The sequence below is a fragment of the Rhizobium sp. C104 genome (assembly GCF_022354505.1).
GTDB lineage: Bacteria > Pseudomonadota > Alphaproteobacteria > Rhizobiales > Rhizobiaceae > Rhizobium > Rhizobium redzepovicii.
This window is the reverse complement of the sequence record NZ_CP092348.1, coordinates 3716804-3735488: the sequence shown is the minus strand read 5'-3', so window position 1 is coordinate 3735488 and position 18685 is coordinate 3716804. Positions and strand designations below refer to the sequence as shown.

12 protein-coding genes and 1 pseudogene are annotated in these 18685 nt (G+C 61.7%); 6 read left to right on the top strand and 7 right to left on the bottom strand.

The features are described 5' to 3' along the window. Nucleotides 1-36 precede the first annotated feature (36 nt). From MF410_RS36795 to MF410_RS19575, 3 genes are all read left to right on the top strand, one after another. Nucleotides 37-243: a hypothetical protein gene (locus MF410_RS36795; RefSeq protein ID WP_097625068.1), complete on the top strand. Its 207-nt coding sequence runs from the start codon at nucleotides 37-39 to the stop codon at nucleotides 241-243. Between the two features lie 111 nt (nucleotides 244-354). Then, nucleotides 355-1389, top strand: coding sequence for an aspartate-semialdehyde dehydrogenase (locus tag MF410_RS19580; RefSeq protein WP_003589565.1), 1035 nt, complete (start codon nucleotides 355-357; stop codon nucleotides 1387-1389). A 168-nt stretch (nucleotides 1390-1557) separates the two neighbouring features. Beyond that, nucleotides 1558-2379, top strand: a complete 822-nt coding sequence (locus MF410_RS19575; RefSeq protein ID WP_097625069.1) for a lytic murein transglycosylase — start codon at nucleotides 1558-1560, stop codon at nucleotides 2377-2379. Between the two features lie 51 nt (nucleotides 2380-2430). On the opposite strand, the gene MF410_RS19570 is transcribed toward MF410_RS19575, so the two are convergent. The 3 genes from MF410_RS19570 to pdxY form a co-directional block, all read right to left on the bottom strand. Next, the gene (locus MF410_RS19570) at nucleotides 2431-4044 is read right to left on the bottom strand and encodes a GGDEF domain-containing protein (RefSeq protein ID WP_239619977.1); all 1614 of its coding nucleotides are present in this window, start codon (nucleotides 4042-4044) and stop codon (nucleotides 2431-2433) included. 96 nt (nucleotides 4045-4140) lie between these two features. Next, nucleotides 4141-4782 carry a carbonic anhydrase gene (locus tag MF410_RS19565; RefSeq protein ID WP_097625071.1) on the bottom strand — a complete coding sequence of 214 codons (642 nt, stop codon included), beginning with the start codon at nucleotides 4780-4782 and terminating at the stop codon, nucleotides 4141-4143. Between the two features lie 71 nt (nucleotides 4783-4853). Continuing rightward, complete coding sequence (pdxY, locus tag MF410_RS19560; RefSeq protein WP_131710932.1) at nucleotides 4854-5729, bottom strand: pyridoxal kinase PdxY; 876 nt, start codon at nucleotides 5727-5729, stop codon at nucleotides 4854-4856. A gap of 275 nt (nucleotides 5730-6004) precedes the next feature. Between pdxY and MF410_RS19555 the strand changes: the two genes are divergently transcribed. Together MF410_RS19555 and MF410_RS19550 are read left to right on the top strand one after the other, a co-directional pair. Continuing rightward, nucleotides 6005-10780 (top strand): NAD-glutamate dehydrogenase, encoded by a 4776-nt coding sequence (locus MF410_RS19555; protein ID WP_131710933.1) that lies wholly within the window; start codon nucleotides 6005-6007, stop codon nucleotides 10778-10780. A 23-nt stretch (nucleotides 10781-10803) separates the two neighbouring features. After that, entirely contained in the window at nucleotides 10804-12192 is a 1389-nt protein-coding gene (locus MF410_RS19550; protein WP_097625074.1) for an MFS transporter, read from the top strand. A gap of 8 nt (nucleotides 12193-12200) precedes the next feature. Here the strand turns inward: MF410_RS19550 and purH are convergent, their stop codons facing one another. The 4 genes and pseudogenes from purH to htpX form a co-directional block, all read right to left on the bottom strand. After that, nucleotides 12201-13817 (bottom strand): bifunctional phosphoribosylaminoimidazolecarboxamide formyltransferase/IMP cyclohydrolase, encoded by a 1617-nt coding sequence (gene purH / locus MF410_RS19545; protein ID WP_097625075.1) that lies wholly within the window; start codon nucleotides 13815-13817, stop codon nucleotides 12201-12203. Nucleotides 13818-13968: 151 nt separating this feature from the next. Then, nucleotides 13969-15641, bottom strand: a pseudogene (locus MF410_RS19540) (heparinase II/III family protein). Between the two features lie 183 nt (nucleotides 15642-15824). Then, nucleotides 15825-17213, bottom strand: coding sequence for an RsmB/NOP family class I SAM-dependent RNA methyltransferase (locus MF410_RS19535; RefSeq protein WP_239619974.1), 1389 nt, complete (start codon nucleotides 17211-17213; stop codon nucleotides 15825-15827). Next, complete coding sequence (gene htpX, locus MF410_RS19530; RefSeq protein WP_097625078.1) at nucleotides 17204-18166, bottom strand: zinc metalloprotease HtpX; 963 nt, start codon at nucleotides 18164-18166, stop codon at nucleotides 17204-17206. The genes MF410_RS19535 and htpX overlap by 10 nt, the downstream gene beginning before the upstream one ends. Nucleotides 18167-18276: 110 nt before the next feature. Here htpX and MF410_RS19525 point away from each other — a divergent pair, with 110 nt between their 5' ends. Further along, a complete protein-coding gene (locus tag MF410_RS19525; protein WP_097625079.1) occupies nucleotides 18277-18498 on the top strand; it encodes a DUF1674 domain-containing protein in 222 nt (73 codons plus the stop codon). Nucleotides 18499-18685 lie beyond the last annotated feature (187 nt).

The window sequence follows — 18685 nt, the reverse complement described above, 5'->3', positions numbered from 1 at the left end:
ATGACAGCGGCATGACAAAACGCCGCAGCGTCGTGGCTGCCGCTTTCGCCTGCAGGCTCCGAGCGCAAAAACCTTGACTCCTGTGGAAAACCTTCTAAGAGCAACAGCGGAAAAGGAATCTCCATGGTTCGCGACGAACACGCCATTGCTGACCGCAATGACCGGGCACGGGTTGCCGGGGTGGATATTGCCGTTCCGGTTTCTGCCAAAACCAAGGCCAAAACGACGACGAAAACCGTCTGACGTCTCTGGCCTGCCGCTCTCTCCCCGGCTCGGCTGGGGACAGGAAGACGCGATCCGTCGCGCCTTTCCCCTCACCGGACAAGAGGAGAGAAGAGAAAGAGAGCTTGAGAAATGGGTTTCAAAGTAGCAATTGCGGGAGCAACCGGAAATGTCGGCCGGGAGATGCTCAACATTCTCTCCGAACGCGGCTTCCCCGCCGATGAGGTCGTGGCGCTCGCCTCCGCGCGTTCGCAGGGCACCGAGGTTTCCTATGGTGACCGGACGCTGAAGGTTTCCAATCTGGAGAATTACGATTTCTCCGACACCGATATCTGCCTGATGTCGGCCGGCGGCGAAATCTCCAAGAAGTTTTCGCCGAAGATCGGTCAGCAGGGCTGCATCGTCATCGACAATTCCTCGGCCTGGCGTTACGACGCCGACGTGCCGCTGATCGTGCCGGAAGTGAACCCGGACGCCATCAGCCAGTTCACCAAGCGCAACATCATCGCCAACCCGAATTGCTCGACCGCCCAGCTGGTGGTTGCGCTGAAGCCGCTGCATGACTTCGCCAAGATCAAGCGTGTCGTCATCTCGACCTACCAATCGGTCTCCGGCGCCGGCAAGGACGGCATGGACGAGCTCTTCAATCAGACGCGCGCCGTCTTCGTCGCCGATCCGATCGAGAACAAGAAGTTCACCAAGCGTATCGCCTTCAACGTCATCCCGCACATCGACGTCTTCATGGAAGACGGCTACACCAAGGAAGAGTGGAAGGTGCTGGCCGAGACTAAGAAGATGCTCGACCCGAAGATCAAGGTGACCTGCACGGCAGTGCGCGTGCCTGTCTTCATCGGCCATTCGGAATCCGTCAACATCGAGTTCGAAAACGAGATCACCGCCGACCAGGCCCGCGATATCCTGCGCGATGCACCAGGCTGCCTCGTCATCGACAAGCGTGAGGACGGCGGCTACATCACGCCTTATGAATCCGCCGGCGAGGACGCGACCTACATCTCGCGCATCCGCGAGGACGCGACGGTCGAAAACGGCCTCAACATCTGGGTGGTCTCCGACAACCTGCGCAAGGGCGCCGCATTGAACGCCATTCAGATCGCCGAGCTGCTGGTCAATCGCGGCCTCGTCAAGCCGCGCAAGCAGGCCGCCTGATACGATTTGTAAACCATAAGATGTTAAAGCCCTGCTCGGTGAGCGGGGCTTTTCCGGGGCAAATCAACTGTATAAGCGCTCGCTAAAAGGTGATCGTGACAAAATCGTGAGTGGCTGGCATTCTCTTGCCCGCCTGAAAACTATGCAGATCGAGAGCGGGGTTTCTCAATGCGCATGAAAAAGTTGTTTCTGGCGGCCGCTGCGGCAATGGGCGTCCTCCATGCGGTACCGGCGTTCGCGCAAGGACCGCAATGCGGCAATACCAGCGCCGGCTTCGAGGCCTGGGTTGCCGATTTCAAGCAGACGGCAGCAGCCAATGGCGTCAGCCAGGCGGTTCTGAGCCGCGCCTTTGCCAACGTCAATTACAACAAACCGACGATCGCCGCCGACCGCGGCCAGAAGAGCTTCAAACTCTCCTTCGACGCCTTCATGCAGAAGCGCGGCGGTGCCGCCGTCATCTCCCGCGGCCGCAGCATGAAAGCCGCCAACCAGGCGCTTTTTGCCTCGATCGAGCGCCGTTTCGGCGTTCCGGCCGGCCCGCTAATCGCCATCTGGGGCATGGAGACCGGTTTTGGCAGCTATATGGGCAACCAGCACACGCTGTCGGCCGTTTCGACGCTCGCCTATGACTGCCGCCGTTCGGACTATTTCACCGACCAGCTCTATGCCGCGCTCCAGCTCGTCTCCGAGGGTTATCTGAGCCCGCAGGCCAAGGGTGCTGCCCACGGTGAAATCGGCCAGACGCAGTTTCTGCCGCGCAATGTCGTGCGCTTCGGCGCCGACGGCGATGGCGATGGCCGAGTTGACATGGTCGGTTCGCGTGCCGATGCACTGGCCTCGACGGCGAATTTCCTCAAGGGCCATGGCTGGCGCGCCGGCGCCGGCTATCAGCCCGGAGAGCCGAATTTCGTCGCCATCCAGGGCTGGAACGCCGCCAGCGTCTATCAGCAGGCAATCGCTTATATCGGCCAGCAGATCGACGGCAAATAGGTCTTCTTCGACAACGATACCCGAAAACGCCGCTGGGACATGCGGCGTTTTTTATATGCGGGAATCAAAGCCGCCGCCGGAGGCCGTCTTGCGGCGCTCCTCCTGCGCCGGGACGATTGGCCCCGAAACGACACAATTGCGGCCGGAGGCCTTGGCGGCGTAGAGCGAGAGATCGGCGCGTTTGACCAGATCCTCGAAGTTCCGGTTGGCGGCTTCATTTGCCCGGCCGGCACATCCGAAACTTGCCGTCACCCTGAGAACCTCGCCACTCTCCAAGGGGATTTCCGCCGCCTCGATCGCCAGCCGCACGCGCTCGGCAACGATTGCCGCATCGTCGGGCGTCGAATCCGGCAGGAGCGCCAGGAACTCCTCGCCGCCATGACGGACCAGCAGATCGAAGGAACGGAAATTCGCGCGCGCGACGCCCGCGACATGCCGGAGCACGGCATCGCCAGCGTCATGGCCGTTGATATCGTTGATCTTCTTGAAATGATCGAGGTCGAAGAGCACGACGGAAATCCAGCGTGATCCGTGCTCGGCCTGCGTGAGAAGCGCCGATGCGGCAAACTCGAAGCCGCGCCTGTTGTAAAGGCCGGTCAGGAGATCGGTCTGGGCCGCGTTGCGCAACTCGCCGACCAGCGTCTCCCGGTCCCGCGTCAGCCGATCGATCAGGCGCAGACCCCTTGCCGCCAGCATCATCACCAAGGTCGCGAGGATGAGCAAGCCGGCGCACAGCGCCAGGATCCGCGTCTGGTGTATATGCGAACGCGTCGAAAAGTTTTCGCCGGTCTCGTGAATATCTCTCGCCGCCTCGATCATTTTCTGTTGCAGGAAAGTCATGCGTTCGCTCTGCGCAGCCGCCCAGACGTCGCGCACCTCAGGCGTCGGCCGCGATCCGGCGAGAATGGCGTCGGTGATCGCATTCGCCTTCACCTGGTCGCGGCGACCGAGATAGGCAACAATGTCGCGTACGATCGGCGCCGCCGAATGGAAGACCATGTGATCCATGCCCTCGCCGATCATGACCTTGCCCTGCACGAACAGCTCCACCGGAAATCTGGCGGACACGCCCTGGTCAAGGTAACGGCTGCCAATGCCGGTGATCAGCCTCTCCCCATAATAGGTCAGCATGATGCCCATCAGCTGGTTGGATTTCTCCAGCAGCACCGGGTCGCTGATCAAGGGTGAAAGCGCATCGACGACGGCAAGCTGCTTGAGAGCTGCGTACCAGTAGATCGACCCGGGATCGCTGCCGACATAACGGCCCTGGTCGACGGCGCCGCGCGCGGCGACGATGCGGCTGTAGGCAAGGCTGAGAATCGACAATTCTTCCGCAAGCCCTTCATCGAGCGTATCGCGGGAAGGCAGGCTGGCATAGAAGGCAAGGCGCTCGTCATCGAGCGTTGCCCGGCTTTTCTGCATATCAGCGGCAGTTTTGCTGCTCGGATGCGCGAGATAAATGCGAGTGGCACCGATTTCGCTCAGGATCTCCGTGGCGGCGATCGACCCGCCACGGGCAAGAACGTCGGCGAACTGCCGGTCTTTCTCGAGATCCCTGTATTGGTTGACTGAAGCCCGTATGACGACGACGCCTTCAATGAGCATGAAGACGAAGGGCAGCATGATGGCGGCCAGGATAACCCTTTTGATGGTCTCGAACTTCATCGCCAATCGCCACGGTACTCAAAACGTCGGTCGTGCGCGACCAATTGACGCCAATCTTAGCAGCAATTCTTAATAAACTGATAAAGCGGCAGATCCCTAGATTTGGGGACGAATGAAGTCACGTGTCTCGGCGTCCATCACCCAGAGTTCGCCGGTCGAAATATCGAACCACGCGCCATGGAGATGCATTTTTCCCGCTTCCTCGAGTGCCTTGATGTCGGGAAAGCTTCTGAGATTTTCGATCGAATTGCGGATCGAGACACGCTCCAGCGCCGTCTGCCGCTCTGCGGCCGTCATCACGTCATTACTCTGGATCTGCTCGGCAGCGGGCTTGACCAGCGACATCCAGCGGCCGATAAAATCGCCCGGCGACAGCGGCTCGGCATTGGGATCGAGCGCGGCGCGGATGCCGCCGCAGCGGCCGTGGCCCATCACGACGATATCCGAGACCTTCAGCGCCTGCACCGCAAATTCGAGCGCGGCCGACGTCGAATGGAAATGGCCGTCCGGCTCGTAGGGCGGCACCATGTTGGCGACGTTGCGGATAACGAAGAGCTCACCCGGGCCGGCATCGAAGATCAGCTCCGGTGCGGCACGTGAATCCGAACAGGCAATGACCAGCGTGCTCGGACTCTGACCGTTTTCGGCAAGCAGTCGATACCTGTCGCGGGCATCGGCATAACGCCCGTTCATGAAGTTGCGGTAACCGTCCAGAAGGGAATTTGGAAAACGCTGCATGCTTCTGGATTAGCGCGCGCGGAAGACAAGATCAACTGCTGCACTGCAAAATGAGTACATTGACGGATGCGTCATTTTTTCCGCCGCTGCGCCGGGTGCACGAGCCGGCGCATCTGCACCATGGCCATCGGCGTCGAGAGGCTGGACGCATCGCTCGCCAGCATCAACTCGTTGCTGCCGCGCTTGACGGCGCGTGCCAGCACCTCGAAGACGCTTGCTGTGGCAAGCTGAAGCGCCTTTTCGTCCTCGAGACCGGAAAGCAGGCGCGACAGGAAGACGGCAGCCAGCAGGTCGCCGAGACCGTTCGGCGGGTTTTCGACGACGCGGTGCTCGGCAAGAAGCGCGTGACGGCCGGAAAGATAGAGATTGCCGGTACCCCCTGCCATCATCGGCACGGCCGAGGTGACGAGCATGCGCGACGGCCCGAGCGCCAGCGCCGCCTCCATGATCGCGCTGTTGTCGTCAAGTGCTGCCCCGGACAGCCATGCAAGTTCGTAGCGGTTCGGCGTCGCCAGCGACGCGAGTGGGATCAGATGGTCGCGAATGGCCTCGGCGGTCGCCTCCGGCACGTAGAGACCGCCGAGATCACCCATGACGGGGTCGCAGACATAGAGAAGCTCGGGATTATCTTGCCTGAGCGCGGCGATCAGCCGAGCCACGGAGCGCGCCTGGGCGGCATTGCCGAAATAGCCCGAAAGCACCGCCTTGACTTCGCCGATCCAGGGCGCCCGGATCAGATCGTCGATCGCCGCGTCGAAATCCGCTTCCGCAAATGTAAGCCGCGTCGAGCGGCCGTGGCCGGGATGCCAGGGCAACACGATGGTCGGCATCGCCCAGACCGGATGACCAAGCGTCTCCAGGGCAAAGACGGCCGCCCGGTTTCCGACCGAGCCGCGCACCACATGGCTGGAGATGACGATGACTGCGCCCGCTGCATTTTCCGACATGAGACAAGATCCGAATGATGACCGCGTTTGATGATCTTTTTGACGCCACGCTGTCAACCGTTCTTCACGTGAACATGGAAATGTGCCGCGGAACGAAAAACAAAAAGAGGATCCTTCCGTTCGTTTTGGCCATGAAATCGGAAAAATCTCTGACAATTTCCCATTTCCAGCGTCAAAAAAGCATCAATACGATCCCTCAAGGCCGCATTTTAGAGATTTTTTCGCGAAATCTTCTGCTAGCTTGCAGAAAACCAGTCCATTGCGGGAGGCGATTCATGGCTGCCAGAAACAATCCGAAACGGGAAAAGCAGATCGAAAGCGCGCGCAAGATCGCCAAGGCGACGGGCGAAGCGCATCTCGATCCGGAAATTCTCTTCGGACGGGCCAGCAATGACGATCTCGAACTCTATACGCCTGAGATGCTGGCGCTCTCCGCCGTGCATTCGGCAAAGGAACTCGCCGCCTGGAACGGCAAGGCGCCCCGCGTCGGCATCGACACCATCGCCGATGTGACGCCCGGTGGCATTGCCGTTTCGGTGCTTTCGGTCACTGATCGGAACATGCCTTTCCTGTTTGAATCGGTCATGGGTGAAGTGACGAGCACCTATCGCGATCTGTTCATGGCCGTGCACCCCATCCTGGTCATGGAGAAAGGTAAGGCGCCTGCGCTCTATTCCGCCGATCACCCGAGCGACCCGGCCAACCGCGTCAGCCATATCCAGCTCCATATTGCGCCGCTCAACTCCGACCAAGCCTCTGATCTCGTCAAACGCATCGAAACCGTGCTCGAGCAGGTCCGCCTGTCGGTGTCCGACTGGAAGCCGATGCTCTCCAAGATCGATGGGGTGATCGCCGAGCTTTCAGCCAATGGCGCCAGCCGGAAGAAGGCTGATCGCGATGAAGCCGTCGCCTTCCTGACATGGCTTCGCGACGAGAATTTCACGTTCCTCGGGATGCGCGAATATGTCTATTCCGGCAAGGGTTCCGACGCCAGGGTCGAACGCGACAAGGGTACCGGCCTCGGCATTCTCTCCAATCCCGATGTGCTCGTGCTGCGCACCGGCAAGGATGCCGTGACGACGACGCCTGAGATCCTTGCTTTCCTCGACGGTCCCGACTTCCTGATCGTCACGAAGGCGAATGTGAAATCCATCGTCCATCGCCGGGCCTATATGGATTATGTCGGCGTCAAACGCTTCGACGCCGACGGCAACGTCACCGGCGAGCTGCGCATCGTCGGGCTTTTCACCTCGACGGCCTATACGTCGCTCGCCTCGGAAATCCCGCTGCTGCGTTCCAAGATCGAGAAGGTGAAGGAACATTTCGGCTTCGACCCGATGAGCCATTCCGGCCGCATGCTCGACAACACGCTGGAATCCTATCCGCGCGACGACCTTTTCCAGATCGACACCACGCTGCTTGCCAGTTTTGCCGAACAGATCAACGACCTCGCCGACCGGCCGCGCGTGCGCGTCCTGCCGCGCATCGACCATTTCGACCGCTTCGTCTCGGTGATCGTCTACGTGCCGCGCGAGGAATATGACTCGATCGTCCGCGAAAGGATCGGCACCTATCTGAAGACCGTCTATGACGGTCGTGTCTCCGCCTATTACCCGGCTTTCCCGGAAGGCGGCGTGGCGCGCGTGCATTTCATCATCGGCCGCTCCGGCGGCAAAACACCGCGCATTCCGCAGTCAAAGCTCGAGCAGGTGATCCGCGAGATCACCGCCCGCTGGGATGACCGTTTCGAGGCGCTGGCCGGACCCAAGGCACCGAAGATATCAGTCGACCAGGCCTTTCAGGATTCCTTCACGCCTGAAGAAACCGTGGCCGATCTCGCCGATATCGTTGCCTGCGCCGCCGGCGAGCCACTTCGCATCGAATTCTACCATCGTCAGGAAGAGCAGAGCCGCACCCTCTCGCTGAAGATTTTCCACGCCGGCGGCCAGCTGGCGCTGTCGCGCCGCGTGCCGCTGCTTGAGAATCTCGGCTTCAATGTCGTCAGCGAACGCACCTTCGACATCGATGTACCGGCGACAGACGGAGAAACGAAACTCGTCGTGCTGCACGATATGGAACTCGAGGCCCGCAACGGCGGCGACATCGATCTGCAGCGTTACGGCTCCGCCCTCGAGGAAGCTTTTGTCGCCGCCTTCGCCGGCACGATCGACAATGACAGCTTCAACCGGCTGATCCTCTCGGCCGGGCTCTCGGCGCGCGAGACGAACGTGCTGCGCGCCTATGCGCGTTATCTCCGCCAGGCGGGCATCGCCTATTCGCAGGATTATATCGCCACCACGCTCGACAAATATCCCGGTGTCGCCGCCGCCATCTTCCGGCTCTTCCACGACACGCTCGATACCCGGCTTTCCGAAAAGGCCCGTGTCAAGAAGCTTGCCGACCTGCATCAGGCGATCGAAGTCGAGCTTGCCGACGTGCCGAGCCTTGACGACGACCGTATCCTGCGCCGCTACGTCAATATCGTCGATGCGACGCTTCGCACCAATTATTTCCAAAAGAATGCCGATGGATCGCCGAAGCCGATGCTGGCCTTCAAGCTTGATCCGCACTTGGTCGACGGGCTGCCGCAGCCCAAACCCTTCCGCGAGATGTTCGTCTACGGCGTCGAAGTCGAAGGCGTGCACCTGCGCTTCGGCAAGGTGGCACGCGGTGGCCTGCGCTGGTCGGACCGCGCCGAGGATTACCGCACCGAAGTGCTCGGTCTCGTCAAGGCCCAGCAGGTGAAGAACGCGGTCATTGTGCCGGTCGGCGCCAAGGGCGGTTTCTATCCGAAGAAGCTCCCCGTCGGCGGCAGCCGCGACGAGATCTTCAACGCCGGCCGCGAGGCTTACAAGACCTATATCCGCACGCTGCTGTCGATCACCGACAATATATCGGGCGCCGAGATCGTGCCGCCGAAGGATACGGTCAGGCTCGACGGCGACGACCCCTATTTCGTGGTCGCCGCCGACAAGGGCACCGCGACCTTCTCAGACACCGCCAATGCGCTGGCGCAGGAAGCCGGCTTCTGGCTGGACGATGCCTTCGCCTCCGGCGGCTCGGCCGGTTACGACCACAAGAAGATGGGCATCACCGCCCGCGGCGCCTGGGAAACCGTCAAACGCCATTTCCGTGAAATGGACATCGACATCCAGACGACGCCCTTCACGGTCGCCGGCGTCGGCGACATGTCGGGCGACGTTTTCGGCAACGGCATGCTGCTCTCTCCGAAGATCCGGCTGATAGCCGCCTTCGACCACCGCGATATCGTCATCGATCCTGATCCCGATATGGAAAAGACACTCGCCGAACGCCAGCGGCTCTTCGACCTGCCGCGGTCAAGCTGGCAGGATTTCAACAAAAGCGTGCTCTCCAAGGGTGCGATGATCATCTCCCGCGCGACGAAATCGGTCACGCTGACACCGGAAGCGGTGGCCGCCATCGGCATCGACAAGGCCGTGGCCACGCCCTTCGAAATCATCACGGCGATCCTGAAGAGCCCGGTAGACCTGCTCTGGTTCGGCGGCATCGGCACCTATGTGAAAGCCCCGTCCGAAACCGATGCCGAAGTCGGCGACCGCGCCAACGACCCGATCCGCGTCACCGCGGTTGAGGTGCGCGCCAAGGTGATCGGCGAGGGCGCAAACCTCGGTGTCACCCAGAAGGGCCGCATCGCCTACGGTCTCAAGGGCGGACGCTGCAACTCCGACGCCATCGACAATTCGGCCGGCGTCAACACCTCGGACGTTGAGGTCAACATTAAGATCGCACTGGCGGCCGCCATGCATGACGGGCGCCTGACTCGGGCAAAACGCGACCAGCTTCTGTCTTCGATGACCAGCGAAGTGGCGAGCCTGGTGCTGCGCAACAACTACCTGCAGTCGCTGGCAATTTCATTGACGGAACGCAAGGGCACGGCAAACGGCCTGGAGCTTGGCCGTTTCATGAGCGTGCTCGAGGCGGCCGGCCAGTTGAACCGGAAGGTCGAGACGCTGCCGGACGAACAGACGCTGGCCGAACGCTATACCGCCGGCAAGCCGCTGACGCGACCGGAAATCGGCGTGCTGGTATCCTATGCCAAGATCGTGCTCTTCGATGCGCTGGCCGCCAGCGATCTGCCGGATGACCCCTATTTTACCGCGACGCTTTTGAATTATTTCCCCGTCAAGATGCAGAAGTCGAACGCCGGCGATATCGCCGGTCATCGCCTGAAGCGCGAAATTGTCGCGACGGTGCTTGCCAACGAAGCGATCAACCGCGGCGGGCCGAGCTTCACCGTTGCCATGATGGATGCGACGGCGGCTTCGGCACCGGAAGTGGTGCGCGCGGCAATCGTTGCGCGCGATGGTTTCGACCTGACCCGGCTCTGGGCCGAAACGGATGCGCTCGACGGCCGGATATCCGGCGAAATGCAGAACCGTATCTACGAGGAAATCAGCCATAGCTTTACCGTATTGACGCGCCTGCTGTTGAAGACCGCGATGACCAAGTCGGATATGGCCGAAGTGATTAGCCGGCTGCAGGCCGCTCTGAAGAAACTGAAGCCCGCCTTTGCCGAACAATCGGCCGGCGATGCCGCGGCGCGCCAAGCCGAATATACCCAGGCGGGCGTGCCCGAAAAGCTCGCAGCCGAGATCGCCAACCTCCAGACCTTCGCGCTCGTGCCTGAGATCATGCAGATCGCCGAGCGCACCGGCGAGCCCCTGGTGCGCGCCGCTGAAAACTACTTCGCAGTATCCCAGACCTTCCGGATTGCCCGGCTGCTGGCGGCGGGTGGGCGGATCCTCACCTCCGACCATTACGAGAACCTGGCGCTTGCCCGCAGCATCGACCAGATCGCCAGCGCAAGACGCGACATCGTCATCTCGGCGCTGTCCGATCACGGCAAGGAAAAGCTCCCGGTTCAGGCCTGGCATGCCCAGGATCGCATCCGCATCAACCGGATCGTCGAAGAGCTATCGAGCCTCAGCGACGGCGGCGATCCCAATCTTGCGCGTATTACCGTTGCTGCAGGTATCCTGACCGATCTTGCGCGCGACCGGGCGAGGTGAGACAGTCCGCGGAAAAGGAGCGGATGTTGAATCGCATCGACTGGACAGGAACGCAGCCGCCGAAAGCCACGGAGAAGGGCATCTGGGGGTGGATGTTCTTCGATTGGGCAGCCCAGCCCTTCTTTACCGTGGTCACCACCTTCATCTTCGGTCCCTATTTCGTCTCCCGTCTGACCGATGACCCGGTTTCCGCGCAGACGACGTGGAGCAACATGGCGACGATCTCCTCGGTGATCATCGCCCTGCTCTCGCCCATCCTCGGCTCGATCGCCGACCAGTCCGGCGCACGCAAGCCCTGGATCGGCTTTTTCGCGGTCATCAAGATCGCGAGCCTTTTCTGCCTGTGGTTCGCAGCCCCCGGCTCGCCTGTTCTTTATCCGGTCATTTTCATGATCCTCGCCTCGATTTCGGCTGAGTTTTCGATCGTCTTTAACGATTCGATGATGCCGCGCCTGGTCGCCAAACACGAGGTCGGCAAGCTGTCCAACACAGCCTGGGGGCTCGGTTATCTTGGCGGCATCATCGTGCTCATTGCCGTCGTGACGCTTCTGGCGGCGAGCCCGGAGAGCGGCAAGACCATCCTCGGCCTCGAGCCGCTCTTCGGTCTCGATCCTCGGACCGGAGAGGATGCACGCATCACCGGGCCGATTTCGGCCGTCTGGTATCTGATCTTCATCCTGCCGATGTTCTTCTTCACGCCGGATGTCGGCAGAGGTCTTCCGTTCGGCCCCGCCGTCCGCGCCGGCCTGCGGGAAGTGAAAAACACGCTTGGCGAACTCAAGGAACGCCGCGGCATACTGAGATTTCTCATCGCCCGGATGATCTATCAGGACGGGGTCAACGGCCTGCTGATCCTCGGCGGTATCTTCGCCGCCGGCATGTTCGGCTGGGCAACGATCGAGATCGGCATCTACGGCATCATCCTCAATGTCGTCGCGATCTTCGGTTGCCTGATCGCCGGCCGCATCGACAAGGGTGTCGGTTCGAAGGTGACGGTCGTCATCAGCCTGACCATGCTGCTTCTCGCCACGATCGGCATCATTTCGACAGGACCGGGTTACACCCTGTTTGGCCTGCTGCCGCTGCCGACGGCGGATTCCGGCGGCCTCTTCGGCACTGCGGCGGAAAAAGCCTATATCCTCTACGGCCTGCTGATCGGGTTCGCCTTCGGGCCGGTGCAGGCCTCGTCGCGCTCCTATCTCGCCCGCAGCGTCAGCCCTGAAGAGGCCGGCCGCTACTTTGGCATCTACGCGCTTTCGGGGCGCGCCACGAGTTTCATGGCGACGCTGCTCTTCTCGCTGGTGACCTATATGAGCGGATCACCGCGGCTTGGAATGGCCACGCTGATCCTGTTTCTCGCCGGCGGACTGGTGCTCCTGATCCGCACGCCCTATCCGGCCGACCGCGCATAGACGCCCAATTAGTGCCGGAAGTGGCGCATACCGGTGAAGACCATGGCGATGCCATGTTCATTGGCGGCATCGATGACCTCCTGGTCGCGCATCGAACCGCCCGGCTGGATCACCGCGGTCGCGCCTGCGGCGATCATCGACAGGAGACCGTCGGCAAACGGCAGGAAGGCTTCGGAGGCGACTGCCGAGCCATGCGTCATCGGCACTGCCAGGCCAAGCGCCTTCGCGGCTTCTTCCGCCTTCAGCGCGGCGATGCGGGCGGAATCGACGCGGCTCATCTGGCCGGCGCCGATGCCGGCCGTCTGGCCGTCCTTGGCATAGACCACGGCGTTCGATTTCACGTGCTTGCCGATCTTGAAGGCGAACTTCATATCGTCAAGCTCCTGCGCGGTGGGCGCGCGCTTGGTGACGACCTTGAGCTCCAGATCCTCGACCATGCCGTTATCGCGGCTCTGGACCAGCAGGCCGCCGGAAACGGTCTTCGCTGTCAGGCCCGCAGCACGCGGGTCTGGCAGGCCGCCGGCCGACAGCAGCCGCAGGTTCGGCTTGCGAGCGATGATCGCCTTCGCTTCCTCGGTCACATCAGGCGCGATAATCACTTCGGTGAAGAGCTTGACGATCTCTTCGGCCGTTTCGGCATCCAGCGTCCGATTGAGCGCGATGATGCCGCCGAAGGCGGAAACGCTGTCGCAGGCAAGCGCCCGCCGATAGGCCTCGACCAGGCTCGACCCGGTGGCGACGCCGCAGGGATTGGCATGCTTGATGATGGCGCAGGCCGGCGCCTTCTCGGGCAGGAACTCGGCGACCAGCTCGTAGGCGGCATCCGTATCGTTGATATTGTTGTAGGAGAGCTGCTTGCCCTGGAGGAGGGCAGCCGTGGAAACACCCGGGCGCTTCTCGCCGGTCACATAGAAGGCAGCCTTCTGGTGTGGGTTTTCGCCGTAACGCATCTCTTCCTTCAGTGCACCGCCGATAACGCGGTGGCGCGGCGTGTCGATCGACAGCGCTTCTGCGAACCAGTTGGAAATCACGGCGTCATAGGCCGCGGTGCGGGCATAGGCCTTGGCGGCCATACGCTGGCGGAAGGCATAGGCCGTCTTGCCGGCATCGGCGGAAAGCTGCTCCTTGAACTCGGCATAATCGTTGGGGTCGGTCAGAATGGTCACATAGGCATGGTTCTTGGCCGATGCGCGGATCATCGCCGGGCCGCCGATATCGATATTCTCGACGGTGGTGGGATAATCGCCGCCGGCCGCGCGCACTTCCTCGAAGGGATAGAGGTTGATGACGGCGAGGTCGATGGCCTCGATGCCGTGGGTCTTCATCGCCTCCTGATGTTCGCTATCGTCCCGGATCGCCAGCAGGCCACCATGCACCGTCGGATGCAGCGTCTTGACCCTCCCGTCCATGATCTCGGGAAAGCCGGTGATCTCGGAGACATCGGTAACGGCAAGGCCGGCGGCGGCGATCGCCTTGTAGGTGCCGCCGGTCGACAGCAGCCGTACGCCTCGTTCCGACAGTGCCTGGGCGAGTTCGACGATCCCGGTCTTGTCGAAGACGGAGAGGAGGGCGGTCTTGATTTCGACCTTGTCGGGGGCGGGGATCTTCTTGGAAATGACGGCCATGAAACCTTCTCCGTTCGGGCTTCGGGAGACATCCGCTTGGTTTAGAGCAGGATTCGGATTTCAGGCCGGCTCGGGCCTAAGATCATCCTGCTCCAGGACGCTCGCATTCTGAGGCCGCGTTAGCACAGCTTCGCCGCCGCGCAAACAGGTGCTATCCCTTGCGGGACAAAAACCAGCGGATTTCCGTCTTCTCGGCAAGATCGAAGTCGATTTCGATCTGGTCCGAGCCGCAAATGCCGGAGCTGTCGGCAAAGAATATGTCCTCGGTGATCAGCACTTCATTGCCGGGCGCCGAAAACAGCCAGCTTTCGCCGTCCGGCGCCGTCAGCAGCACGGACTCCCGTCGCTCTGCTGCAGGACGATGGAGGGATGGATATGAAAACGGGCGACGGCCTTCAGGGGCTCGTCATGCTCAGATCCTTCCCGGACGACGAGCCGGTCGCGCCCGGTCACGATCGAGCCTGCGCCATTGAGTGTCAGCTCACGCTCGTGCAACACCCCAAACACCCTGAGATAACCGTCATGGCTGAGTTTGATGCCGTCGCGTCCGTCCTCCGTTTCGGCGCGCTCGACGGTGACTGTTCTCACCGGTTCGGTAATCGCGTGATTGAGGAAGGGCGAGGGCGAAAAGCGGCTGGACGAAGTGTCGTTCAAAATAACAGTCGAATGCGCCGCCGTCGTGCGCGCCATCTGGACATAGCGGTGCCCGGCAAATTTCGGCGAGCCCGAATTGATGATGAAGCGGTGGCGGCCGGACGACATTTCGAAGGAGAGGCTTCCGGCATGCACGGTCCGCAACGCGCCTCCTGAAGGCGGCGTGCCGGCATCGGCAATGATGACTGTTTTTCCGCCGGAAAGCCGCTGATAGCGCGACTGCGGCAAAGCCTTGAACGGCTGGCCGGCGGTCTCGTCATATCTGAGCACCGAGATCAGCTCGTTTGCCAACGTTGATGTCGCCCCGTTGAACAGCGCCAGATCCCCGTCCTGATGGCGAAAGAACCGCAGCGCCGGATAGATGCGGTCTATGCCGGAGATCAGCTTCTGCGGCAGGTCATGGCCGAGATTGACATAGGTTTGTCTCAACGGCAGCAGATCGAGCAGCAATTCCAGGCCGACGCGCGGATTGCGCGAGATATGGCCGCCATCCGGCAAAATCTGGCTATCGAATTCGCGGTCGAGCGCCTGTGCTGCCTTTCTGAGCGTCGATGCGCGGGCAGGCATGGCGACGGAGGCCATGGCGAGCGCGATACGCAGCCGAAACAGCTCCAGGCCGCCAAGCGTATAGGGCGCCATGCGGTGCAGGAACCTCACCTGGAAGGCCAGCGACTTCATGAAGCGGCGATAAAAGCCACGGTCGGCATTCTGCAGCACCACCGGCGAATGCGAGAGCCAGGCTATGACGCGCTGCGCGGTGACGTCGATCTCCCATGCAATCCCCTCCATGCGGCCGGCATGGATGGAAAGCCAGCTGTCGACGATCGCGCGGGCAGCGGCCGAACTGCGCTCCGTCTTGTTCGCTCGGATATGCCGCAGCCAACCGAAGCTGTGAAGGCGGATCGCGAAGGGGCGCGAAGGCAGGGTAAAGGTGAAGGGTGACTTTCCACTCGTTTCCAGCATCCGCCCGGCCAGCAGAAATCGTCCGTTGAGGATCTCGTCGGCCACATGCGAATCGATGCTGCGGAGATCGGTCGGCGCGACGATCAGACGCTCGGGCACGTTGATCGAATGGCGGAAGAGCTTTAGGCGCAGCAATGCGACGCGGCGCAAGGCGCGCCGCCAAGCCTCCCGAACATACATGCTCGCAAAACGCCGACCGGACTGCATATTCTATTGTCTATTGACCCTCGTGGTTAAGAATAGGTGAAAAGCGGCCGATTTCATCGCCCGCAATGAATTAATTCGTAACAATGTTCGAATATACGCAAATTAACGTGTTTCGCCCGCGGTCAGGCGCGATGTAAAGCGTCTTGCGTGGGCAGACGTGGCACGACGCGCGTGAGCCCGCAATCAGGCCACGCGCCGCAGCATGGCGGCATAAAAGCCGTCGAGACCGGAGGCGATGCCATCGGGCATTTTTAGCATGGTCGGAAGCGTGCGGAATTCGCCGAGCGGCGTGATCGCCGCTTCAAGGCCGGGCCAGTCGCCGGCATCGATGCGAGCGCGCTCGATCTCATCCGTGTCGGCAAGAACGCGGGCAACGACCTCCTCGCCTTCGGCGGGATCCAGCGAACAATTCGAAAAAACCAGAGTGCCACCCGGCTTCAGCAATGTCAGCGCATGACGCAGCAGCCGCTCCTGCAGCGCCGCCAGCCTGCCGATATCCTCGGGTCCCTTTGTCCACAACACATCGGGGTGCCGGCGTGTTGTGCCAGTGGAAGAGCAGGGCGCATCGAGCAGGATTGCATCGAAACGCTCGGCCGGTTCGAATGTCGTCAGGTCCGCCGCGATCGTCTCTGCTTTAAGGCTGAGCCGGTCGAGATTCGACCGCAGCCGTCTCAGCCGGCTTTCCGACTGGTCAAGCGCAGTGACCGCACCGCCGGCAAGAATGAGCTGCGCCGTCTTGCCGCCGGGCGCGGCGCAGAGATCGGCGGCGCGCTTGCCCGAGAGATCGCCGAACAGTCTGGCCGGAATGCTTGCGGCCGCATCCTGCACCCACCACGCGCCCTCATCGAAGCCTTCAAGCGACGGGATGCCGCCATCGAAAGCCGCGAGCCGCACACCGCCGGTCGGCAGTGCAACGCCGTTCAGCCGCTTTGCCCAGCCTTCGGCATCCGACTTGACGGTCAGGTCGATTGCGGCCGGTTGGAGCTGGGATTCCGAAATCGCCAGCGCCGCGTCCCGGCCATAGGCTTTTTCCAGCTTGGCGATGAACCAGGCCGGCATCGGCGCGACCTTGCCGATTTCGGCGAGCACCTCATCTTTCTCGCGGCCGAGCCGGCGAAGAACGGCATTGACCAGCTTGGCAAAACGCCGGTTGCGCGGATCCTGATTGGCCTGCTCGACGGCAAGATCGACGGCCGAATGGTCGGGCACATCGAGATAGAGGATCTGTGCGGCGCCGATCGAAAGCACATGCTGCAGCGCCCGTGCCCCCTCCGGCAGCGGCGATTCCAGCAGCGAACCTATGGCGGCATCGATACGCGGCAGATGGCGCAGCGTCGTGTTCAGGATGGCGCGGACAAGCGCCCGGTCGCTTTCGCCAAGCGCCCGATAGGCCGGATTGCCGTGTTCATGATCGAGGGCACCGTCGAGCGGCAGTTTGCGATCGATGACGGCGCCGAGAATTTTTGCCGCCGCGGCCCGTGCCTGCAGGCCAGGTTTTACAGGCACGGATCGCTCGGCGGAGGGCCTATGCTTGCGGAATGGTTTCTTCGTGCCGTCTGAATTCAAGACCATGGACCTTTTGGCGGTTGCGAACCACCGCGACCAAGACCCGTATCCGGAACAGAGCGCGATTTGCGCGACGGAGTAGCAGCCCGAACCGGCGGCGTCGAGACGTTCATGCCGCCCTGCGCCATGTCCTGCAGCGCAGCGATGCGGTTTTCCGTGTTCGGATGCGTGGAAAACAGATTGTCCATGCGCTCGCCGGAGAGCGGATTGATGATGAACATATGCGCGGTCGCCGGGTTGCGCTCGGCATCCTCATTCGGCACGTGAGCGGCGCCGCGCGCGATCTTGCCGAGGGCGGAAGCAAGCCAGAGCGGATTGCCGCAGATCTCGGCGCCGCGGCGGTCGGCCGAATATTCGCGCGTCCGGCTGATTGCCATCTGCACCAGCATGGCCGCAAGCGGCGCCACGATCATCGCGACGAGGACGCCGACGAATCCGAGGGGATTGTTGTTGTTTTCCCGGTTGCCGCCAAAGAAGAAGGCGAAGTTGCCGAGCATCGAGATCGCCCCGGCAAGCGTTGCCGTGATCGTCATCGTCAGCGTGTCGCGGTTCTGAATATGGGCGAGCTCATGCGCCATCACACCGGCGACCTCCTCTGGAGACAATGCTTGGAGCAGGCCGGTCGAGGCGGCGACGGCGGCGTTCTCGGGATTGCGGCCGGTGGCAAAGGCATTCGGCTGCGGGCTGTCATAGAGATAGACCTTCGGCATCGGCAGGCCGGCATTGCGGGCGAGATTGCGCACGATCGCAAAGAACTCCGGTGCGTTGCGCTCATCGACTTGCTGGGCGCGATAGGCCGAAAGCACCATGCGGTCGGAATTCCAATAGGAGAAGAAATTCATGCCGGCGGCAATGACGAAAGCAATCATCATGCCGGCGCGACCGCCGATCAGAAAGCCGACAAACATGAAAAGCGCCGTCATGAAGGCAAGCAACATGGCAGTGCGGACGAGGTTCATTGCGGATCTCCATCTCCGATTTCGCCGGCGCAAGCTTTCAATCGCGGCACCGGCACATTATGATTTGGTTATTAACCAGCCATTTTCAATATTTTCGGGCAGGAGATGCCATGCAGGACGCCGATAACGACAATAGCCAAACGCCGACTGCCGAGGCATCGCAGCCGCGCAAGATGCTGTCCCCGGCTGCCAAACGTGCGCTTGCCGAAGCCGAGGAGCGGCGAAAGAACCAGAAGCCGCTGGAGCTGCCACCGGAAACCGGCGGCCGCGGCGGCGCCGAGCCGGCCCGCTTCGGCGATTACGAGATCAATGGCCGGGCGATCGATTTTTAGGTTTTCTCGTCTCGGTCGGGAACTGACACGCGAGGTGCTGGACGGAATGGTCGATCGTTGCCGAAGAATCCGGCTAACGTCACCTCGCGGGCAATCTTCTCTTACAGCAATATGAGGAGCCGCCGGCCACGCCTCCAAATGTAGGAAGTGAGCCGCCCCAGAACCCGATAGGCTGGAGCGGCTCGCT

Excerpts from the sequence above, each read along its gene's own strand:
- MF410_RS19575 (WP_097625069.1), top strand. The coding sequence starts at position 1,558 with ATGCGCATGAAAAAGTTGTTTCTGGCGGCCGCTGCGGCAATGGGCGTC.
- MF410_RS19535 (WP_239619974.1), bottom strand. The coding sequence starts at position 17,213 with ATGGTCTTGAATTCAGACGGCACGAAGAAACCATTCCGCAAGCATAGG.
- pdxY (WP_131710932.1), bottom strand. The coding sequence starts at position 5,729 with ATGTCGGAAAATGCAGCGGGCGCAGTCATCGTCATCTCCAGCCATGTG.
- MF410_RS19555 (WP_131710933.1), top strand. The coding sequence starts at position 6,005 with ATGGCTGCCAGAAACAATCCGAAACGGGAAAAGCAGATCGAAAGCGCG.
- MF410_RS19550 (WP_097625074.1), top strand. The coding sequence starts at position 10,804 with ATGTTGAATCGCATCGACTGGACAGGAACGCAGCCGCCGAAAGCCACG.
- purH (WP_097625075.1), bottom strand. The coding sequence starts at position 13,817 with ATGGCCGTCATTTCCAAGAAGATCCCCGCCCCCGACAAGGTCGAAATC.
- MF410_RS19565 (WP_097625071.1), bottom strand. The coding sequence starts at position 4,782 with ATGCAGCGTTTTCCAAATTCCCTTCTGGACGGTTACCGCAACTTCATG.
- MF410_RS19570 (WP_239619977.1), bottom strand. The coding sequence starts at position 4,044 with ATGAAGTTCGAGACCATCAAAAGGGTTATCCTGGCCGCCATCATGCTG.
- htpX (WP_097625078.1), bottom strand. The coding sequence starts at position 18,166 with ATGAACCTCGTCCGCACTGCCATGTTGCTTGCCTTCATGACGGCGCTT.
- MF410_RS19580 (WP_003589565.1), top strand. The coding sequence starts at position 355 with ATGGGTTTCAAAGTAGCAATTGCGGGAGCAACCGGAAATGTCGGCCGG.
- MF410_RS19525 (WP_097625079.1), top strand. The coding sequence starts at position 18,277 with ATGCAGGACGCCGATAACGACAATAGCCAAACGCCGACTGCCGAGGCA.